Raw genomic sequence first — 16,850 nt, forward strand, 5'->3', positions numbered from 1 at the left:
TCTGGCCTCAACCGCAGCGCGACCAACCGGACCATGCCGGGATTCGGCGGCGGCAACGAGCTCACGGAGGTTGTCGCGCTCGATCTGCCGGGCCGGCGCCTCGGAGACGTACGCAGAGAAACCGCCCCTACCGATGCGAGCTTGCACTGTTTCGGCACGTTCTTCAGAAATCGTGACGCTGAACTTCTTTGTCCCACCACTCGTGCTACCGACGGCACCGTCGATAGCACGAGCTGGAGGATGATTCCGTGCGGGGCCTCAAAAAGATCGCCGGGGCGTCAGGAGCGGCCCTCGACGAGGACTCCGTCGACGCGGCGGGGGATGCCGAGCGGGTTCTCGTCGCGCAACTCGACCGGGAGCAGTTCGGCCGGCCAGTCCTGGTAGGCGGTGGGAACCAGCCACCTGCCGATGGCCGCGGCGCCGACCGAGGTGTGGGCGGCGGCCGTGCTGGCGGGCCAGGGGCCGCCGTGGTGCATGGCCCAGCGGACCGCGACGCCGGTCGGCCAGCCGTTCCAGATCAACCGCCCCGCCTTCCTGAGCAGCACCTCGGCGCTGTCTCGCGCCTCCTTGGGATCCGTCGCGTGGATCGTGGCGGTCAGGGACCCCTCCAGCCGCTCCAGCACGGCGGGCAGCTCCGCCGGGTCACGGTAGACCACCACGACGGAGGCCGGGCCGAAGCACTCCTCCGAGAGGTTGTGCAGGTCGCTCGCGAAGGACTCCAGATCGGTGACGAACACCTGGGGAGTCACCGAGAAGGCGCCTTCTCCCGGCTGCCCCCCGGCCAGCAGGCTGAGCCCTTCGAGTCGCGCCAGCCCGCGCAGGAACCCGCCCTGCATCCGTTCGGTCAGCATCGGACCGCCCGTGGTCGCGGCGACCGCCTCGGCCAGAGCGGTCAGAAGCTCCGCGTCGTCGGGGACGAACAGCAGCCCGGGGTTGGTGCAGAACTGGCCGACCCCCAGCGTCAGCGAGGCGGCGAACCCCGAGGCCAGGCCCTCGCGTGAGGCCGAGGGCAGCACGACCACGGGGTTGACGCTGCCCAGCTCGCCGTAGAACGGGATCGGATCGGGGCGTTCGCCGATCAGGGCCTGTACGGCCTTGCCACCGGGAATGGACCCGGTGAATCCGACGGCCACGACGGCCGGGTGCCGGGCCAGGCTCCGGCCCGCCTCCAGCCCCCGGACCAGGCCGAGGAGCGCCGGATCGGGCAGGGCGCCCTGGATGACCTCCGCCGACAGCTCCGACGTGCGCGGGTGGCCGTCATGGGCCTTGACCACCACCGGGCACCCGGCGGCCAGCGCCGAGGCGGTGTCACCGCCCGCGACCGAGAAGGCGAACGGGAAGTTGCTCGCCGCGAAGACACCGACCACACCGGGCAGCGGGTGGTTCATCCGCCTCAGGTCGGGGACCGGCGGCTGCTCCGTCGCGTGGTCGATCACCGCCTCGACGTATCCGCCGTCCCGCAGCACCTGGGCGAAGAGCCGGAACTGCCCGGCGGCCCGCGCGACCTCGCCACGCAACCTGGTCTCACCCAGCGCGGTCTCGGCGTCGGCCGCCCGCCACAGCCTTTCGACGTTCTCCTCCAGCGCGCCCGCGATCGCGTCGAGCACCGAGGCCCGGTCGGCGGAACGCCAGGCGGGTCCCGCCGCGTGGGCCGCCCCGACGATCGCGTTCACCTCCTCGTCCGAGCTCGAAGCGAGGGGGTCGCCGAGAGATTCACCGGTCCGGGGGTCATATGAGTGAATCAACGCAGAGCCTTTCGTCATCGGATACGGCCATGCCGTCGTGCGGGGGCCGTCCTTTACGGTAGGGGCTTTCTGAGACGATGACCGCCCCCTGCCCGTGGAAGCCCCGGACCATTCTCACGGTCACGGACAAGGAGGGTCCGAGGGCCCCCTCAGATTCCGGCGTGGATGTGGGCGGCCCACAGGCTGGGGCTCGCGGAGTAGTCCTCACGGAGCCGGCGGGTGGCCTGGTGCAACGCCAGGGCCGCCTGCTCCGTACGCGGCGCGGTCCTCCCGCCGTCGGTGAGGTGGGTGTAGACATGGTCGGTGACCCGGACGGCGACGGCGTCGTCGATGGACCACAGGGTGCCGATGACGTGCCGGTATCCGGCGAGCTGGAAGGCGGCGGTGATGTGCACGGCCTGGTCCGCGAGGCGCAGGTTGGTGGTGGTGGTGCTGCACGCCGACAGGTAGGCCAGTTCCGCGTCGGGAAGCCGGATGCGGGACACCGCGACCACGGTGAGCGGGTCGGTGACGTGGTCGTGCAGCAGCAGCCTGCTGGAGGCGGGGGCGTTCCAGTCGTTGAGCCCGTGGCAGGAGAGATGGGCGATCCGGTGCCTGGGCAGCGCCTCCAGAACCACGTCACGCGTGGCCTCGGGCCCGACGAGGGTACGGACGCCCGGCAGGAGCTCGACCAGCCGGGCCGCCTCCGCACTGGCGCCCGGCAGCCGGAGTGCCTGCGGGGTCTCGGGCATCGCCACGACGAGCGCCACCGCGGACTCCGCGCGCGCCGCCTCCGACGGGGAGACCTCACGATCGTGCCGGGCGTAGCGCAGAGCACGGATCGTCGAAGCGTAGGAGGACACGGCACGGTCCAGCACCGACCGCCGCTCCTTCGATCCCGTGTCGCGATGGTGGCCGGCGGCGTGAAGCGGGAGGAAGGTCATCTCGCCGACGGGGCACCACCACAGGCGCGGCCAGCTCTCCCCCGGCCCGGGATGCCCGGTGAATCCGAGCTCCGCCAGAACCGGCTCGGCGACCGCGTCCCAGAGCCAGCCGAGCACGGCCAGCATCTCCCGCTGTCCCCTTCGCCGCTCTCCCATGGACCCGCCGGTCGCGCCCAGGGCGGTGTAGAACCGGGATACCTGCCCGGTCACGGCGCCGTCGCCGAGAGCGGGTAGCTCGACGACCCTTACCGGCAGGTCCGCGTCGGCGGTGAGCACCAGCGCGTCGCACCGATGCTCGCTCACGTTCACCATCACCACCGGGCCGTCGACGGCCTGCCGTCGCAGGTCGTCGATGGAGGGCGGGAGCAGAAATCCCTCGAAGCCCGGCACGTCGCGTATCCGCCCCAGCAGCCCGTCCCAGTCCAGCGCCAGTCGCCAGCGCCGCTCGGCCAGCCGCCGGGCCGCCTCATACGGAGCGGTCCGGGCCGCGACGCTCACGGTCTCGTCCCCCGATCGCGGCAGGATTTCCGGCGCCTCCGACACCAGGACTCCGAGCCCGAACTCGTCGGAAGCGGTGTGGTCGGCGGCGTCCAGCTCGTCACGGAGCCGCCCGAACTCGGCCGCCAGCGCAGGTGCCCGTGCCCGCAGGTCCCCGAGATCGCCGCGAGCGTCCATCGCCTCACTCAGCAACACCCCGCGAGCCTGTTCCAGCAGTTCCACCGCGCGTGCCGGCCGCCCCGCCCGAAGGGCCGCGGCCGCCACCTCGGCGGCCAGTCCGTTCATCTCCCCCAGGACGTGCTCCCGATCCATGCGTGCGAGTCGTCGCGACGACACCTGCGGCAACAGGGCGACAGCGTCCTCGTACGCGGCGAGCGCGGCGGCCCCGTCCCCCGCCGCCATCTCCATGCCCCCCAGACCTCGGCTCGCGCGTATCCGTTCCTCCACCGGCGCGATCATGGATCGCGCGGCCTCGGCGAAGGCACCCCTCGCCTCGGCCAGCGCGTTCACGTCCCCCATCTGCTGGAATCTCGCCCGGAGGACGAGGCCGAGGTTGTTGAGGTACATGGGACGGTAAGGAGCGTCGGCGGGAGCGGTCCGCACGGCATCCCGGGCCGTCCCGACGGCCTCGGCCAGCACGGCCGGATCCGTGGTTTCCTCGAACAGTTCCCGCAGCCCGCGGCCGAGGTTGGAAAGGGTGAGGAAGCGGCGTGGGTGGCCGGGCGGAGCGGCCGCGACGGCCTCCCTGTATGTCTGCACGGCCTCGCCCAGCACGGCGAGCTCCCTCGTCCAGACGAACAGGACCTGCAGGACGATCCCAAGGTTGCTCAGGTAGAGCGCGCGGTTGGGGTGATCTCGTGGAGTCGCGGCCACGGCCCCCCTGGCGGCGTTCACCGCCTCGTCCAGCACCGCGGGATCCCCCGTCCGCTCGAACAGGAACCTCAGGATGATCCCCATGTTGTTCAGGGTGCCGGCGTGGCCGGGCTGGCCGGGCAGCGTCGCCGCCACGGCCTCCCTGGCGGCTCGCACCGCCTCACCCAGCGCCCCGGCGTCACCGGACTGCCTGATCAGCCGATGCAGGGTGGTCGCGAGGATGCCCAGTTGATTCGCTCGCCGAGGGTGACTCGGCGGGGTCGCCGCCACGGCCTGCCTGGCGACCCGCACCGCCTCACCCAGCGCCCCGACGTCACCGACCTCCTCGAACAGGATGCGCAGTCCGATCGCCAGGTTGCTCAGGAATACCGCATGGCGGGGAGCGGTGGGAGCGGTACCCGCGACGGCCTCCCGGGACGCCCGCACGGACTCGTCCAGCACGGCGGGATCCCCGGTCCACATGAACAGGGCCTGCAGGGCCGTCCCGAGGGCGTCCAGGTAGACGACGCGCTCGGGATGGCCCGCCGGGGCCGTGTCGACCGCCTCCCGGATCACCCGCACCGCCTCGGCCAGGATCTCCGCGTCCGCGGCCTGATCGAACGAGACCCGCAGGATGGCCCCCAGATTGCCGAGACACCTGACGCGGTCCGGATGGCCGGGCGACGCCGCCGTGACGGCGTCCCGGCCCACCTTCACCGCCTCGGACAGCGCGGCCGGGTCGCCGGTCGCCGTGAACACGGCCAGCAGGGCGTTGCCGAGGCTGGACGCGCACATGGCGTGGGAGGGGTGGGCTCGCGGGATGACGGCCAGGGCTTCACGGCCCGCCCTAACCGCCTCGGACAGCACCCCGGTGTCGCCGGTTCGCTCGAAGAGGGAACGCAGTGCGCCCCCTAGGTTGGACAGGTTCCGGGCGCGGTTGGGATGGTCTGGCGGAGCGCCCTCCACCGCCTCCCGGGCCGCCCGCACCGCGGCCTCCAGTACCTGTGTGTCTCCCGTTCGATCGAACAGCGTCTTCAGGACGGCCCCGAGGTTGTTCAGGACCGTCGCGCGTTGGGGATGGTCCGCGGGGAGAGCCGCGGCGACCCCCTGGAAGACAAGCACCCCCTCGTCCAGGGTGTCGCGATCTCCGGTTCGCTCGGAGAAGGCCAGAAGCGCGTTCCCCAGGCCGTTCGTGTATCCGGGGCTGTTGGGATCATCGGGCGACGCCGCGGCGACGGCGTCCCGGCTCACCTCGACGGCCTCGGCCAGTATGACGAGGTCCCCGGTCCGATCGGCCAGAGCCCGCAGAGCCGATCCGAGCCTGTACAGGCGCGTGGCGCGAGCCGGGTGGTCCGGCGGGGTGGCCTCCGCCACCTCCCTGCCCACCCGCGCCGCCTCGGTCAGCACCGCGAGGTCGTGGGTCCGCTCGGACAGGCCGTACAGGGCGAGCCCCAGACTGTCCGCGTACATGACCCGGTGGGAATGACCGGCCGGAACGGCTTCCAGAGCGTCTCGTCCAGCGCGTACCGCCTCGGCCAGCGTGTCCACGTTCTCGGTACGCGTGAACAGAACCCGCAGGGTCACCCCGAGATTGTGCAGATGATTCGCGTGGCGGGGGTCGCGGGGGTCACCGATCGCCACCGCCTCCCGGCCCACCCGCACCGCCTCCTCCGGCACCTCCTCGTCGTCGGTCCGCATGGACAGGGCCTGCAGGGCGATCCCGAGGTTGGACAGGCGCACGGCTCTGTCGGGATGGTCGGGCGGGGTGGCCGCGACGGCGTCACGGCCCGCCCGCACCGCCTCCGCCAGCGCTCCGGCGTCACCGGTCCGCTCGAACAGGATTCGCAGGGCGTTGCCGAGGTTGTTCAGGCGGCCGGCGCGGTCGGGGTCGCGAAGGTCGCCGGCCGCCACCGCCTCTCCGCCCACCCGAATCACCTCGGCCAGCGTCTCCACGTCGCCCGTCCGCTCGAACAGGGCGTCCAGCGCGGCTTCCAGCGAGGAGAGGTATCCGACGCGGTACGGGTCGTCAGGTGGAGCGGCCTCCAACGTCCGGCGTAACAGGCCTATCGCGTCGTGCAGCGAGTCGAGGTCCCCGGTGCGTTCGTACCGGCGGAACGCCATGAGAGCTCGCTGATACCACTGGCCGGGCCCTCCGGCGGCGGGAGGCGAAGGGCCGTCGCCTGCCCTCGGGCGAGAACTCATGCCACCTCCCACAGCACGCGTCCCCACACCTGCGAAGCCAGGCCTTTCCGGCTCAGGACGGTGCGTCCTGTGCGGCCTGGGCGGTTTCCCTGGCCCAGCGGTAGTCGGCCTTGCCCGCCGGGGAGCGGACCATCTCGTCGACGAAGGCGAACGTCCTGGGGACCTTATAGCCGGAGATCTTCTGCCGGCAATGGGCGTCGAGCTCCTCCGCCGACGACTCCGTGCCGGGACGGAGCTCGATCACGGCGGCGACCCGGTTGCCCCACAGCTCGTCGGGAATGCCGGTGACCACCGCGTCGAAGACCGCCGGGTGGCCCTTGAGCACCGCCTCGACCTCCTCGGGGAAGACCTTCTCCCCTCCGGTGTTGATGCAGGCCGAACCACGGCCGAAGATCGCGATCGTGCCGTCGTCCTCGACCTTGGCGATGTCACCGGTGAGCAGCCAGCGGACGCCGTCCTTGTCGGTCACGAAGGTGCTGCGGGTCTTGCCGTCGTCCTTGTAGTAGCCGAAGGCGATCCGGCCGCTCCTGGCGACCGTGCCGAGCTCGTCCGTGCCGGGTTTGACCGGCTCCAGGGACTCGTTGAGCACGGCCAGGTCGGCGTGCACGTTGGCCTGGTAGCGCAGACCCGACTCCGGCGAGGAGCCGGGGACGGCCGAGGCGGTGTAGCCGGACTCGGTGGACCCGAAGCTGTCCATGATCATCCGGCCGGGAAGCAGCTCCTCCAGACGGGCGCGCACGGAACCGGTCAGGATGGCGCCGGTGGAGCTGAGCACGAACAGCGAGGACAGGTCGTAGGCACCGGTGGCGATCTCGTCGGCCAGCGGGCGGGCCATCGCGTCCCCGGTGATGTTGATCGTGAGGACCTTCTCCCGCTCGATCGTCCGCAGCACCTCGGCCGCGTCGAACTTGCGGACGTAGGTCATCGTGCCGCCGATGCACCAGCTGATGAAGGTGGCCATCTGGGCCGCGCCGTGCATCAGCGGGGCGGCCGCCATCATGGTGACCGGACCGGCGGCCATGGCGGCCTCTATCACCTCGTCCGGCGTGGCGCGCGGCTCACCGGAGGGATTGCCGCCGCCGAAGGCGAAGAACATGTCCTCGACCCGCCACATCACGCCCTTGGGCATGCCGGTCGTGCCGCCGGTGTAGATGATGTAGAGGTCCTCGCCCGACCGCTCCGGGAATCCGCGCGTCTCCGGCTGCCCCGCCAGCGCCTCCTCGTACGGCACCGCCCCCTCGACCCCGGACCGGCCGCCCACCGCGATCAGGTGCTTCAGCTCGGGAGCCCGCGGGGCCACGGCCGCCACCCGGTCGTCGAACTCCACGTCGAACAGCAGCGCCACGATGTCGGAGTCCTGGTAGAGGTAGAGCAGTTCCGCCTCGACGTAGCGGTAGTTCACGTTGACCGGAACGGCCCGGATCTTGAGGGCGGCCAGCAGGCCCGCGACGTACTCGATGCCGTTGTACAGATGGATGCCGACGTGCTGCCCGGCCCGGACACCCCGGGCCGTCAGGTGGTGCGCGAGCCGGTTGGCGTGCGCGTCCAGCTCGGCGTAGGTCATGCGGCGGTCGCCGCAGATGACGGCGGTGCGGTCCCCGATCGCGTCCGCCAGTCCCTCGAACAGATCTGCGTGGTTGAACTCCATAGAGCCCCTCCTGGGGGGAGATCAGGGTTTGTCGCTGCCGACCATCCACATCGCGAAGAACTGCGCGCCGCCCCCGTAGGCGTGCCCGAGGGCCCGCCGGGCCCCGTCCACCTGGTGATCCCCCGCCATCCCCCTGACCTGGAGTGCCGCCTCGGCGAACCTGATCAGCCCGGACGCGCCGATCGGGTTGCTCGACAGCACCCCGCCCGAGGCGTTCCACGGGATGTCGCCGTCCAGGGCGGTGGCACCGGACTCGGTGAGCTTCCAGCCCTCCCCCTCGGCGGCGAAGCCCAGGTTCTCCAGCCACATCGGCTCATACCAGGAGAAGGGCACGTACACCTCGGCCACGTCGATCTCCCTGCGCGGGTCGGTGATCCCGGCCTGCCGGTACACATCGGCCACGCAGTCCTTGCCGGCCTGCGGGCTCACCGTGTCCCGGTCCGCCCGGGAGATCGGCTCGGAGCGCATCGCCGTACCGAGGACCCAGGCGGGGGTGCTGTCGGTGGTCTTGTTCTCGGCGGACAGGACCATCGCGCACGCGCCGTCCGAGGAGGGGCAGGTGTCCAGATAGCGGATCGGCTCCCAGAGCATCGGGGTCGCCTCGACCATCTTCAGGTCGATCCCGGGGATCTTCAGATGGGCGTAGGGGTTCTTCAGGGCGTTGCGCCGGTCCTTGACCGCCACCAGGTGGCCGATGTGCTCGGGGGCGCCGGAGCGGCGGATGTACTCGCGGATGTGCGGGGCGAAGTAGCCGCCCGCGCCGACCACCAGCGAGGCGCTGAACGGCAGGTGCGTGGAGAGCGCCCAGGTCGCGTTGGACTCCGACTGCTTCTCGAAGGCCACCACGAGCACCCGGTCGTGCACGCCGCCCTGGATCAGCGAGGCGCCGACTAGCGCGGTGGACCCGCCGACCGAACCCGCCGTGTGCACGCGCATCATCGGCTTGCCCGAGGCACCGAGCGCGTCGGCCAGGTAGGACTCGGGCATCATCACGCCCTCGAACAGGTCGGGCGCCTTGCCGATGACAACGGCGTCGATGTCCTTCCAGGTCAGCCCCGCGTCCTCCAGCGCCCGCAGCGCCGCCTCACGGACCAGTCCGGCCATGGAGACATCCAGCCGCTTGGTCGTGTAGTACGTCTGCCCGACACCGATGATCGCGCAACGGTTACCACTCATGGTCGCTCACCGCTCCTCGCTCGCTCCGCGGGCCGCTTGCTTCGCCGCGCGGACCACTCCGCTCACTGCGTCGGGTTCGCCCAGCCCCATGGTCGCTCACCGCTCCTCGCTCGCTCCGCGGGCCGCTTGCTTCGCCGCGCGGACCACTCCGCTCACTGCGTCGGGTTCGCTCCATGCTCAGGCCTCCATGACGGTGACGAGGTTGTGCTGGAGGCAGGGGCCGCTGGAGGCGTGTCCGACGGTACGGCTCGCGCCGCCGTCCAGGATGCGCTGGGCCGCCTCGCCGATCCTGATGAGGCCGGTGGCCATGACCGGGTTCGCCGCGAGGGGTCCGCCGCTCGGATTGACGACCGTGCCCTCGCCGAGCTCCAGCGCCTCGCGCAGGATGAGCTCCTCGTGGCTGAACTGCGCGTGCAGCTCGGCCACGTCGACCTGACCCTTGCCGACCCCCGCCGCTCGTGCGGCGTCGGCGGCGGAGGTCGACCGGGCGAGATCCCTCATGCCCAGATAATGAGGCTCTATCCGATGAGCGATCCCCGTTATCCAGGCCGGGTTCTCACACAGCTCCCTGGCGAGGTCCCCCGCCGCCAGCACCACCGCGGCGGCGCCGTCGGTGCTCGGGGCGATGTCGTACGGCCGCAGCGGATCGACCTCGAAGTCGCCCCCGGCGGGATCGGGCAGGTCGAGGGCGTAGGGGTTGGCCCTGCCGTCGGCACGGCTGCGCCGTACGATCTCGTCCAGCTCGGCGCGTCCCGCCCCGGCGGCCGAGGCCTGCAGCGCGGCGAAGGAGACCTGGTCGAGTCCGAGGGGAGCCAGGTAGTAGGGGTCGAGCTGAAGCGTCATGATCTCCCGCACATCGGTCTGGGACGACTTTCCGAAGCCGTAGACCAGGGCGGAGTCGACGTCGCCGTGCTGGAGTGCGACCCAGGCCTCGTACAGCGCCCAGGCGGCGTCCATCTCGACGTGGCTCTCCGCGATCGGCGGCCAGGCGCCGATCGCGTCGAGCGCGGAGACGAAGGAGAACGGCGCACCCGCCAGGTAGTCGCACGACCCCGAGCAGGTGAAGCCGAATCTGCGCAGCCCCGTCTTGGCCCTGACCTCGTCCAGTACCGGGACGATCAGTTCGGCCTCGCTCTGCCCCTCGTCGGTGGCGCTGTGCCGGGTCTGCGCGAACGCGACGACCGCTATCTCCCGCATCTACAGCTCCGCGTCCGGCTCGCCGGTGGGGGCGAACCACTTGATGTTCGACATGGACGGCGTCCGTTCCTCTTCGGGAACCCATACGGCCCGCACCCGCATGCCCTGCCGTACCTCGTGGGCGGCGATCCCGCCGACCAGGGCGATCATCGGGAGGTCGGAGCCGTCGAGCAGGATGTAGGCCGAGACGAACGGCACCTCGGGGGCGCGCGGGTCGGGCAGGTTGTTGATGGCGAAGGTCGTGATCGTGCCGGTGTCCGGGAGGACGACCTCCTCGGTGATCGCGACGCCGCACTCGGGACAGGTCGTCCGGTAGGGCACGTAGACCTTGTGGCAGGAGCCGCACCGGCCGCCGACGAAGACGCCCTCGGCGACGCCCTCCAGGAAGCGGGCGAGCGCCAGGCCCGGCCTCAAGAGGTACTCGCCGCGGACCGCGGACACGATCCTGGTGACCTCGGGGACGAAGCTCTCGATGTCGGTGATGTGCCCGGTGCGCTCGGCCCGCCAGCGGGGACGGACGCGCAGGCCGGGGCGCATGGCCTTGACGTCGCCCGCGTCGACCGCGTGGACGAGCGCGGTGTCGGCGCCGTCCAGCCTGATCAGAGCCCAGGCGAACGGCCGGTCCAGCGGATGGGCCTTTCTGGGGGCGCGCACCCACGACCAGCTCTCGACCGTCCCGGCGGGACCGACCTCGATGAACTCCCCGGTGACGGCGTCGCCGGTGTCCGGGTCGTACTCCAGCGGCGGCACCAGCGTCCGGCCCTCGGCCGTGCGGACCCCGACGATGCGCCCGTCCCTCAACTCGGTGAGGAAACGCCCGATCACCGGCCCCGTCGTGCGCGTGTAGCCTCCGGGGAACTCCAGAACGTACCGCGCTTCCAGATTTCGCGCCTCCACGGTCATCCGCGGGTCCCCTTCCCCGTGATGTGCCGGCGCTCGCGGCTCTCAGATCGCACGGTCTCGCCCTTCCCAGTACGGATCACGCAGCTTGCGTTTGAGGAGCTTGCCGTTGGGCTCGCGCGGCATCTCCTCGATGAAGTCGATGGACTTGGGCCATTTCATCTTCGACAGGCGGCCCTTGAGCGAGTCGATGAGCTCCGCCGCGAGTTCGGGCGAGGGGGTGACCCCGGGCACGAGCTCGACCACCGCCTTGATCTGCTCTCCCCACTCGTCGTCGGGGATGCCGAACACGGCCACGTCGCTGATCTTCGGGTGGACCGTCAGCTCGTTCTCGATCTCGGCGGGATAGATGTTGGTCCCGCCCGAGATGATCATGTCGGCCTTGCGGTCGCAGAGGAAGAGGAAACCCTCCTCGTCGAGGTAGCCGATGTCTCCGACGGTGAAATGGTCCCGGAGGCGATTGGCCTCGGTCTTCGCCTTGTCGCCCTTGTACTCGAACGCGACGCCCATCATCTTCATGTAGATCGTGCCGGGGGTCCCGGTCGGGACCGGCTCCAGGTTCTCGTCCACGATGAGCAGTTCGCTGATCGGCCAGGCGTTGCCGACGGTGCCGGGGTGCTTCTTCCAGCCCTCCGGGGTGGCGATCGTGCCGCCGCCCTCCGTCGCCGCGTAGTACTCGTAGACGCAGTCGCCCCACCACTCGAACATCGCCCACTTGACCGGGACCGGGCAGGGGGCCGCGGCGTGGATCATCCACCTGAGCGAGGAGAGGTCGTACCTGCTCCTCACGTCCTCCGGGAGCGCGAGCAGACGCTTGAAGTGGGTGGGGACCATGTGCGAATTGGTGACGCGGTACTTCTCGCAGAGCCGGAGCATGTCTTCGGCGTCCCACTTGTCCATGTAGACGAGCGTGTGGCCCATCTGCAGGGCCGTACCGCCGAACTGGGTGACCGCGGTGTGGTAGTTCGGCGAGGTCACCAGATGGACGTTCTCCTTGCCCGGGGTGATGCCGAACAGGCTGGGCAGGAACGTCATCATCTCGGCGGCGTCGTCCGGATCCAGGCCGCTGAGCGCCCGGCGCACCCCCTTGGGCTTGCCGGTGGTGCCGGAGGTGTAGTGCATGGTGGCGCCCGCCGTACGGTCGGCGGGGGCGGTGGCGGGCCGGCCCTCGGTCAGCCGCGAGGCGGGCGGCACCCCGTCCACCTGCCCGAACGCGAAGACACGACCCGAGGAGATGCCCGACTCGGTGACGCCGCGCAGTCCCTCCTCCGCGTAGCGTTCGTCGATGAAGAAGGCCTGGGCCTCGCTGTCGGCGACGATGTAGCCGATCTCGGGTCCGGTGAGATGCCAGTTGATCGGCGTGTAGTACCAGCCGGCCTGCAGCGCGGCCAGGTAGAGGACCAGCCCGTCGGAACCGTTCGGCACGAGTCCGCAGAGGCCGTCGCCCTCCTTGAGCCCCAGCTCCCGCAGGCCGTGTACGAGGCGGTTGGCTCGCGCGAGCAGGTCACCGGCACGATGTTCGGTGCCGTCCGGGTCCACGGCGGCGATCCACTCCGGATCCGCCTGCGCCAGCCTCCAGAAGCCGAGCGTGCCCATCGGAAATCCTCTCCGCCGAAAGGCTCCCTGCCACCAAAGTGAATCACGTTCTAGATATCGCGAAAGACCCAGGCGGTACGGGAGGGATAGAACAAGAATCTGTTCTCGTACGCAGGGGCAGACTAACCCGATGGAGAGGCACCGAGCAATCGCTTGATCCAAACTATGGGCCAGAGCGCGATCGTGGCCCTCCTCACCCGGATTCCGGGGAAACGCTCACCTCGGCCCTCATGCCCAGAAGATCGGCGCCGTAGTCGCGAGGGACCGTGATCATCTCTTCCGCACCCCGGTTCCGGGGCCCGTGGCGTCGGTGCGGGTCACGTCGAGCGGCACCGGGGCCTTTCGCGGAGGGAGAGCCCGGCTCCGCCTGACAGACGAGGCGCCGGCCGGGAACACCGTCGCCGTCCACCGCACGACGAAGGCCCGCATTTCTCATGTGAACGAAGCCCCCCGGGCCCGCTGGCGGCGAGGACCGGGTGGATCTACAATCCCCTAGCAATTGCTTGCTAGATCAATGGAGGTCGTACGTGGAACTTCTGCCGATCAGCACGCCGCACTGCCGCGTCGAGCGCGACGACCACATCGTCGTCGTCACCATGGACCGGCCCGAGGCGAAGAACGCGCTCTCCTCGGACATGCTCGTCGGCCTGGCCGACGCGTGGGCCTACGTCTCGGAGGAGCCCGAGGTCCGCGTCGCCGTGCTGACCGGTGCGAACGGGACCTTCTGCGCGGGCGCCGACCTGAAGGCCATGGGCACCCCGTCGAACGACCCCCGAGTCCGGCAGCGGGTGGCGGAGATCCCCGACTACCACTGGAAGGGCCTGCTCCGTGACTCCGGCGCCCTGCCCACGAAGCCGATCGTCTGCGCGATCGAGGGCTACGCCGTGGCCGGGGGCACCGAGTTGCTCGTCGGCACCGACCTGCGCGTGGTCTCCGAGTCCGCCACCCTCGGCCTGTTCGAGGCCCGCCGCGCGCTGTTCCCGATGGGCGGTTCGGCGATACGGCTCCCGCGCCAGATCCCCTACGCCTTCGCCATGGACATCCTGCTGACCGGCCGGGCCGTCACCGCCCAGGAGGCGCTGAGCATGGGCCTGGTCAACCGCGTCGTCCCCGACGGACAGGCGCTGACGGTGGCCCTGGAGATCGCCGGCCAGATCACCGAGTGCGGCCCGCTCGCCGTGCAGGCCATCCTCCGCGCCTACCGCGAGACCCTGGGCATGCCCGAGGACGAGGCGCTGAAGGTCTCCGACGGCATCGGCTGGCCGGTGATCGGCTCGGAGGACGCCAAGGAGGGCTCCCTCGCCTTCAGAGAGAAGCGCCCAGCCCTCTACCAGGGCAAATGACCACTCCCGAAGCCGCCCCGATCTTTTCGATACGCACATCTTTGGCAACCCAGGCTGCCTTGATGCTGGCAACCTCAGTAGCCTAAACTCGTGATGAAAAAGCGTGACCTTGAACGGCGGATGTCCCGCCTCGCCAAGGAATACGACATAGAGATCACCACTAAGCATGGCGGCAATCACGACAAGTGGTACATCGGTAGCGATGCGATACCGATCCCCCGCCATAGCGAGATCAAGGAGAACACCGCCAAGGGCATCCTGCGCATGTGGGAAGAAATGTTGGCCGAGGCCAAGGAGCAGGAAGGCGAAAACGAGTGAGTACCTACCACGTCACCGCGAGCAGAGACGAAGACTGGTGGGGCTTGGTCGTCGGCGGACCGGGACTGAAGCGCACCTACCACACTCAAGTGAAGCGACTAGACCACGCGGAAGCGATGGCTCGCGATTTGATCGCTCTCATGTTGGAGATCGACGAGTCCGAGGTGGGCGACATCGATGTGATCCTCGCCGATGCCGAATTGGCTGAGGAACTCGCCGCTACCCAGCAGGCTCGAGAAGCGGCCGAACGCCAGCGGGAGGAAGCTGGCAGGCGGACACGGCAGATCGCCCAGCGCATGCGGGCTCGCGGTTACAGCCAGCGCGATATAGGCGTCCTGCTCGGCATATCCCATCAGGCCGTCGGCAAGCTGCTTGACGAGAAGGCCGGACCCATACCGAGTGGCCAGAGGCTCAGGAAGAAGGCCACCCCGTCAACGAGCGGCAAGCCCCGCGTAGACGCTTGATCACAGCTGACCGGTCACCGGAGAACGGGTCGGGCCCGCACCTTTCCAGGTGCGGGCCCGACCGTGTTTCGTGCGCCTGTGTCAGGCAGGAACGATGTTCTCGGCCTGCGGGCCCTTCTGGCCCTGCGTGACGTCGAACGTCACCTTCTGACCTTCCTGCAGCTCGCGGAAGCCCTGGGTGGCGATGTTCGAGTGGTGGGCGAAGACGTCAGCGCCGCCGCCGTCCTGCTCGATGAAGCCGAAGCCCTTTTCCGCGTTGAACCACTTAACGGTTCCAGTAGCCATGTCGATCTCCTTTGATAGGGGGGCAGAACCGGAACCCGCGCTGTACGGATCCCGCGTCGCCGCGTCGAGCCCATCCGGAGATGACCGGCAAACCAAAAAATGCACCTGGGGGTCACATCCCGTCAGGTGCACACAAAGTTTCATGGGTACCACAACTGCAACTGTCTTCACGGTAGCACCTCCTCATCGGCGAGACCGCACTACCACTCCGTTCGGCGACGTCGTGGCTACCAAACGACGCCGTCACCGGAACTCCCCCCGGCCACGTCGCGTGCTTCCGCCGGAGCCCCGGACGTGGGGTCCGGCCGTTCACGAGCGGCCAGGATCGCGTCGATCAGCCCGGGGAAACGCGATTCCAGGTCGTCGCGGCGCAGCATGGTCAGCCTGCGGTTGGCCTCCTCGCGCTGGTGGATGAGGCCGGCGTCGCGCAGAACCCGGAAGTGGTGACTGAGGGTGGAGGGCGCCACCTCGACCGGAAAGGTTCCGCAGGCGCGCTCAAGGTCGGCCCGCAGGGTCTCGACGATCGTCATACGGGTGGGATCGGACAGCGCGTGCAGGATGTCGAGCAGTTCGATCTCGGCGGCCGGCGGGTGGGTCAACGGTGCGCGGCGCTGATGCGAGCGGGGCACGGGCAAACTCCTTTTTCGACAATCATCGTAGAACCATGATACTAGTTTCGTAGTACGTCGAACATCGAAACAAGAAACGGGAGTCGAGCATGCGCGCTTTGGTGATGACCTCGCCGGGAGGCTCGGAGAACTCGCACGTGCGGGAGACGGACGAGCCGCGCCCCGGTCCGGGAGAGGTCTCGATCGACGTCGCCTACGCGGGCCTGAACTTCATGGACGTGATGGCCCGTCGCGGTGACGCCGGTTACGCCACGAGCTGGCCGTACCGGCCCGGCCTCGAGGTCTCCGGTACGGTGCGCGAGGTCGGCGCCGGCGTCGCCGGTCTGGCCGCCGGGGACCGGGTGGCGGCGGTACCGGCCGGCGGGGGGCTGGCCGAGATCGCGCTGGCCCGCGCGGAGCTGGCCGTCCCGGTGCCGGCCGACGTGTCGCTGCGGATCGCCGCCGCGACCCCCCTGGGTCTGACGACCGCGCTGCTGCTGCTGGAAGCCGGCCACCTCGCCCCCGGCGACAGCGTCCTGGTGCACTCCGCGAGTGGCGGGATCGGCGGCGCGCTGGCGCAGCTCGTGCCGTTGCTGGGCGGCGGACGGCTGATCGGGACCGTGGGCCGCCAGGAGAAGGTGGCCGCCGCCGAACGGAGCGGCTACGACGTCGCGGTCGCCCGCGGCGACCGGATGGCCGAGGCGATTCGCGCCGCCAACGACGGGCGCGGCATCGACGTCGTCCTCGACCCGCTCGGCACCACCGCCCTGGAGCTCGATCTTGAGATCGCCGCGCCCGGCGCGCGCGTCGTCATGTTCGGCAACGCCACCGGCGAGCCGCTTGGGCCCCTGCCGTCGGCCGGACGCCTCATCGGCGGCAACATCACCCTTTCCGGCTTCAGCCACCGCGGGCTGCTGGCCGCCTCACCCCAGAAGGTCTCCACGGCCATCCGGCGTGTACTCGGCTTCCTGGCCGCGGGGCAGCTCTCGCTCCCCGTCGTCGAGCTGCCCTCACTGGACGACGTCCCCGCCGCCCACGACCTCCTCGCCGCGGGTCACGGCACCGGCAAGTACGTCGTCCGTACTCCTCGTTGAA

General features: G+C 70.1%; 13 protein-coding genes. 4 read left to right on the forward strand and 9 right to left on the reverse strand.

Annotated features, from left to right (window positions below):
- Nucleotides 1–278: 278 nt before the first annotated feature.
- The 7 genes from J2853_RS27215 to J2853_RS27245 form a co-directional block, all read right to left on the reverse strand.
- A complete protein-coding gene (locus J2853_RS27215; RefSeq protein WP_307562785.1) occupies nt 279–1,763 on the reverse strand; it encodes an aldehyde dehydrogenase (NADP(+)) in 1,485 nt (494 codons plus the stop codon).
- Nucleotides 1,764–1,894: 131 nt separating this feature from the next.
- Nucleotides 1,895–6,220, reverse strand: a complete 4,326-nt coding sequence (locus J2853_RS27220) for a CHAT domain-containing tetratricopeptide repeat protein (protein ID WP_307562787.1) — start codon at nt 6,218–6,220, stop codon at nt 1,895–1,897.
- A gap of 52 nt (nt 6,221–6,272) precedes the next feature.
- Nucleotides 6,273–7,868, reverse strand: coding sequence for an acyl-CoA synthetase (locus J2853_RS27225; RefSeq protein WP_307562789.1), 1,596 nt, complete (start codon nt 7,866–7,868; stop codon nt 6,273–6,275).
- Between the two features lie 21 nt (nt 7,869–7,889).
- Nucleotides 7,890–9,044 (reverse strand): thiolase family protein, encoded by a 1,155-nt coding sequence (locus tag J2853_RS27230; protein WP_307562791.1) that lies wholly within the window; start codon nt 9,042–9,044, stop codon nt 7,890–7,892.
- Between the two features lie 177 nt (nt 9,045–9,221).
- On the reverse strand, nt 9,222–10,241 hold the full coding sequence (locus J2853_RS27235; protein WP_307562793.1) for a thiolase family protein: 1,020 nt from the start codon (nt 10,239–10,241) through the stop codon (nt 9,222–9,224).
- Nucleotides 10,242–11,144, reverse strand: coding sequence for a Zn-ribbon domain-containing OB-fold protein (locus J2853_RS27240; protein ID WP_307562795.1), 903 nt, complete (start codon nt 11,142–11,144; stop codon nt 10,242–10,244). It lies immediately after the preceding gene.
- A gap of 42 nt (nt 11,145–11,186) precedes the next feature.
- The gene (locus J2853_RS27245) at nt 11,187–12,737 is read right to left on the reverse strand and encodes an acyl-CoA synthetase (protein ID WP_307562797.1); all 1,551 of its coding nucleotides are present in this window, start codon (nt 12,735–12,737) and stop codon (nt 11,187–11,189) included.
- A 527-nt stretch (nt 12,738–13,264) separates the two neighbouring features.
- Between J2853_RS27245 and J2853_RS27250 the strand changes: the two genes are divergently transcribed.
- The 3 genes from J2853_RS27250 (at nt 13,265) to J2853_RS27260 (ending at nt 14,862) form a co-directional block, all read left to right on the forward strand.
- Nucleotides 13,265–14,080, forward strand: coding sequence for a crotonase/enoyl-CoA hydratase family protein (locus tag J2853_RS27250; protein WP_307562799.1), 816 nt, complete (start codon nt 13,265–13,267; stop codon nt 14,078–14,080).
- 90 nt (nt 14,081–14,170) lie between these two features.
- On the forward strand, nt 14,171–14,398 hold the full coding sequence (locus J2853_RS27255) for a hypothetical protein (RefSeq protein WP_307562801.1): 228 nt from the start codon (nt 14,171–14,173) through the stop codon (nt 14,396–14,398).
- Nucleotides 14,395–14,862 carry a hypothetical protein gene (locus J2853_RS27260; RefSeq protein WP_307562803.1) on the forward strand — a complete coding sequence of 156 codons (468 nt, stop codon included), beginning with the start codon at nt 14,395–14,397 and terminating at the stop codon, nt 14,860–14,862. The genes J2853_RS27255 and J2853_RS27260 overlap by 4 nt, the downstream gene beginning before the upstream one ends.
- Before the next feature lie 81 nt (nt 14,863–14,943).
- Here J2853_RS27260 and J2853_RS27265 read toward each other — a convergent pair whose 3' ends face one another.
- The gene (locus J2853_RS27265) at nt 14,944–15,147 is read right to left on the reverse strand and encodes a cold-shock protein (RefSeq protein ID WP_089212737.1); all 204 of its coding nucleotides are present in this window, start codon (nt 15,145–15,147) and stop codon (nt 14,944–14,946) included.
- Between the two features lie 227 nt (nt 15,148–15,374).
- Complete coding sequence (locus J2853_RS27270; protein ID WP_307562807.1) at nt 15,375–15,776, reverse strand: ArsR/SmtB family transcription factor; 402 nt, start codon at nt 15,774–15,776, stop codon at nt 15,375–15,377.
- Nucleotides 15,777–15,865: 89 nt separating this feature from the next.
- On the opposite strand from J2853_RS27270, the gene J2853_RS27275 reads away from it, so the two are divergent.
- A complete protein-coding gene (locus tag J2853_RS27275; protein WP_307562809.1) occupies nt 15,866–16,849 on the forward strand; it encodes a quinone oxidoreductase family protein in 984 nt (327 codons plus the stop codon).
- Nucleotide 16,850: the final 1 nt, after the last annotated feature.

Origin of the sequence: Streptosporangium lutulentum, from assembly GCF_030811455.1 — a bacterium.
Classification (GTDB): Bacteria; Actinomycetota; Actinomycetes; order Streptosporangiales; family Streptosporangiaceae; genus Streptosporangium; species Streptosporangium lutulentum.

What these genes read in the sequence shown, in the direction of transcription:
- J2853_RS27220 (WP_307562787.1), bottom strand. Translation starts at nt 6,220, where the DNA reads ATGAGTTCTCGCCCGAGGGCAGGCGACGGCCCTTCGCCTCCCGCCGCC.
- J2853_RS27235 (WP_307562793.1), bottom strand. Translation starts at nt 10,241, where the DNA reads ATGCGGGAGATAGCGGTCGTCGCGTTCGCGCAGACCCGGCACAGCGCC.
- J2853_RS27245 (WP_307562797.1), bottom strand. Translation starts at nt 12,737, where the DNA reads ATGGGCACGCTCGGCTTCTGGAGGCTGGCGCAGGCGGATCCGGAGTGG.
- J2853_RS27230 (WP_307562791.1), bottom strand. Translation starts at nt 9,044, where the DNA reads ATGAGTGGTAACCGTTGCGCGATCATCGGTGTCGGGCAGACGTACTAC.
- J2853_RS27225 (WP_307562789.1), bottom strand. Translation starts at nt 7,868, where the DNA reads ATGGAGTTCAACCACGCAGATCTGTTCGAGGGACTGGCGGACGCGATC.
- J2853_RS27275 (WP_307562809.1), top strand. Translation starts at nt 15,866, where the DNA reads ATGCGCGCTTTGGTGATGACCTCGCCGGGAGGCTCGGAGAACTCGCAC.
- J2853_RS27240 (WP_307562795.1), bottom strand. Translation starts at nt 11,144, where the DNA reads ATGACCGTGGAGGCGCGAAATCTGGAAGCGCGGTACGTTCTGGAGTTC.
- J2853_RS27215 (WP_307562785.1), bottom strand. Translation starts at nt 1,763, where the DNA reads ATGACGAAAGGCTCTGCGTTGATTCACTCATATGACCCCCGGACCGGT.
- J2853_RS27265 (WP_089212737.1), bottom strand. Translation starts at nt 15,147, where the DNA reads ATGGCTACTGGAACCGTTAAGTGGTTCAACGCGGAAAAGGGCTTCGGC.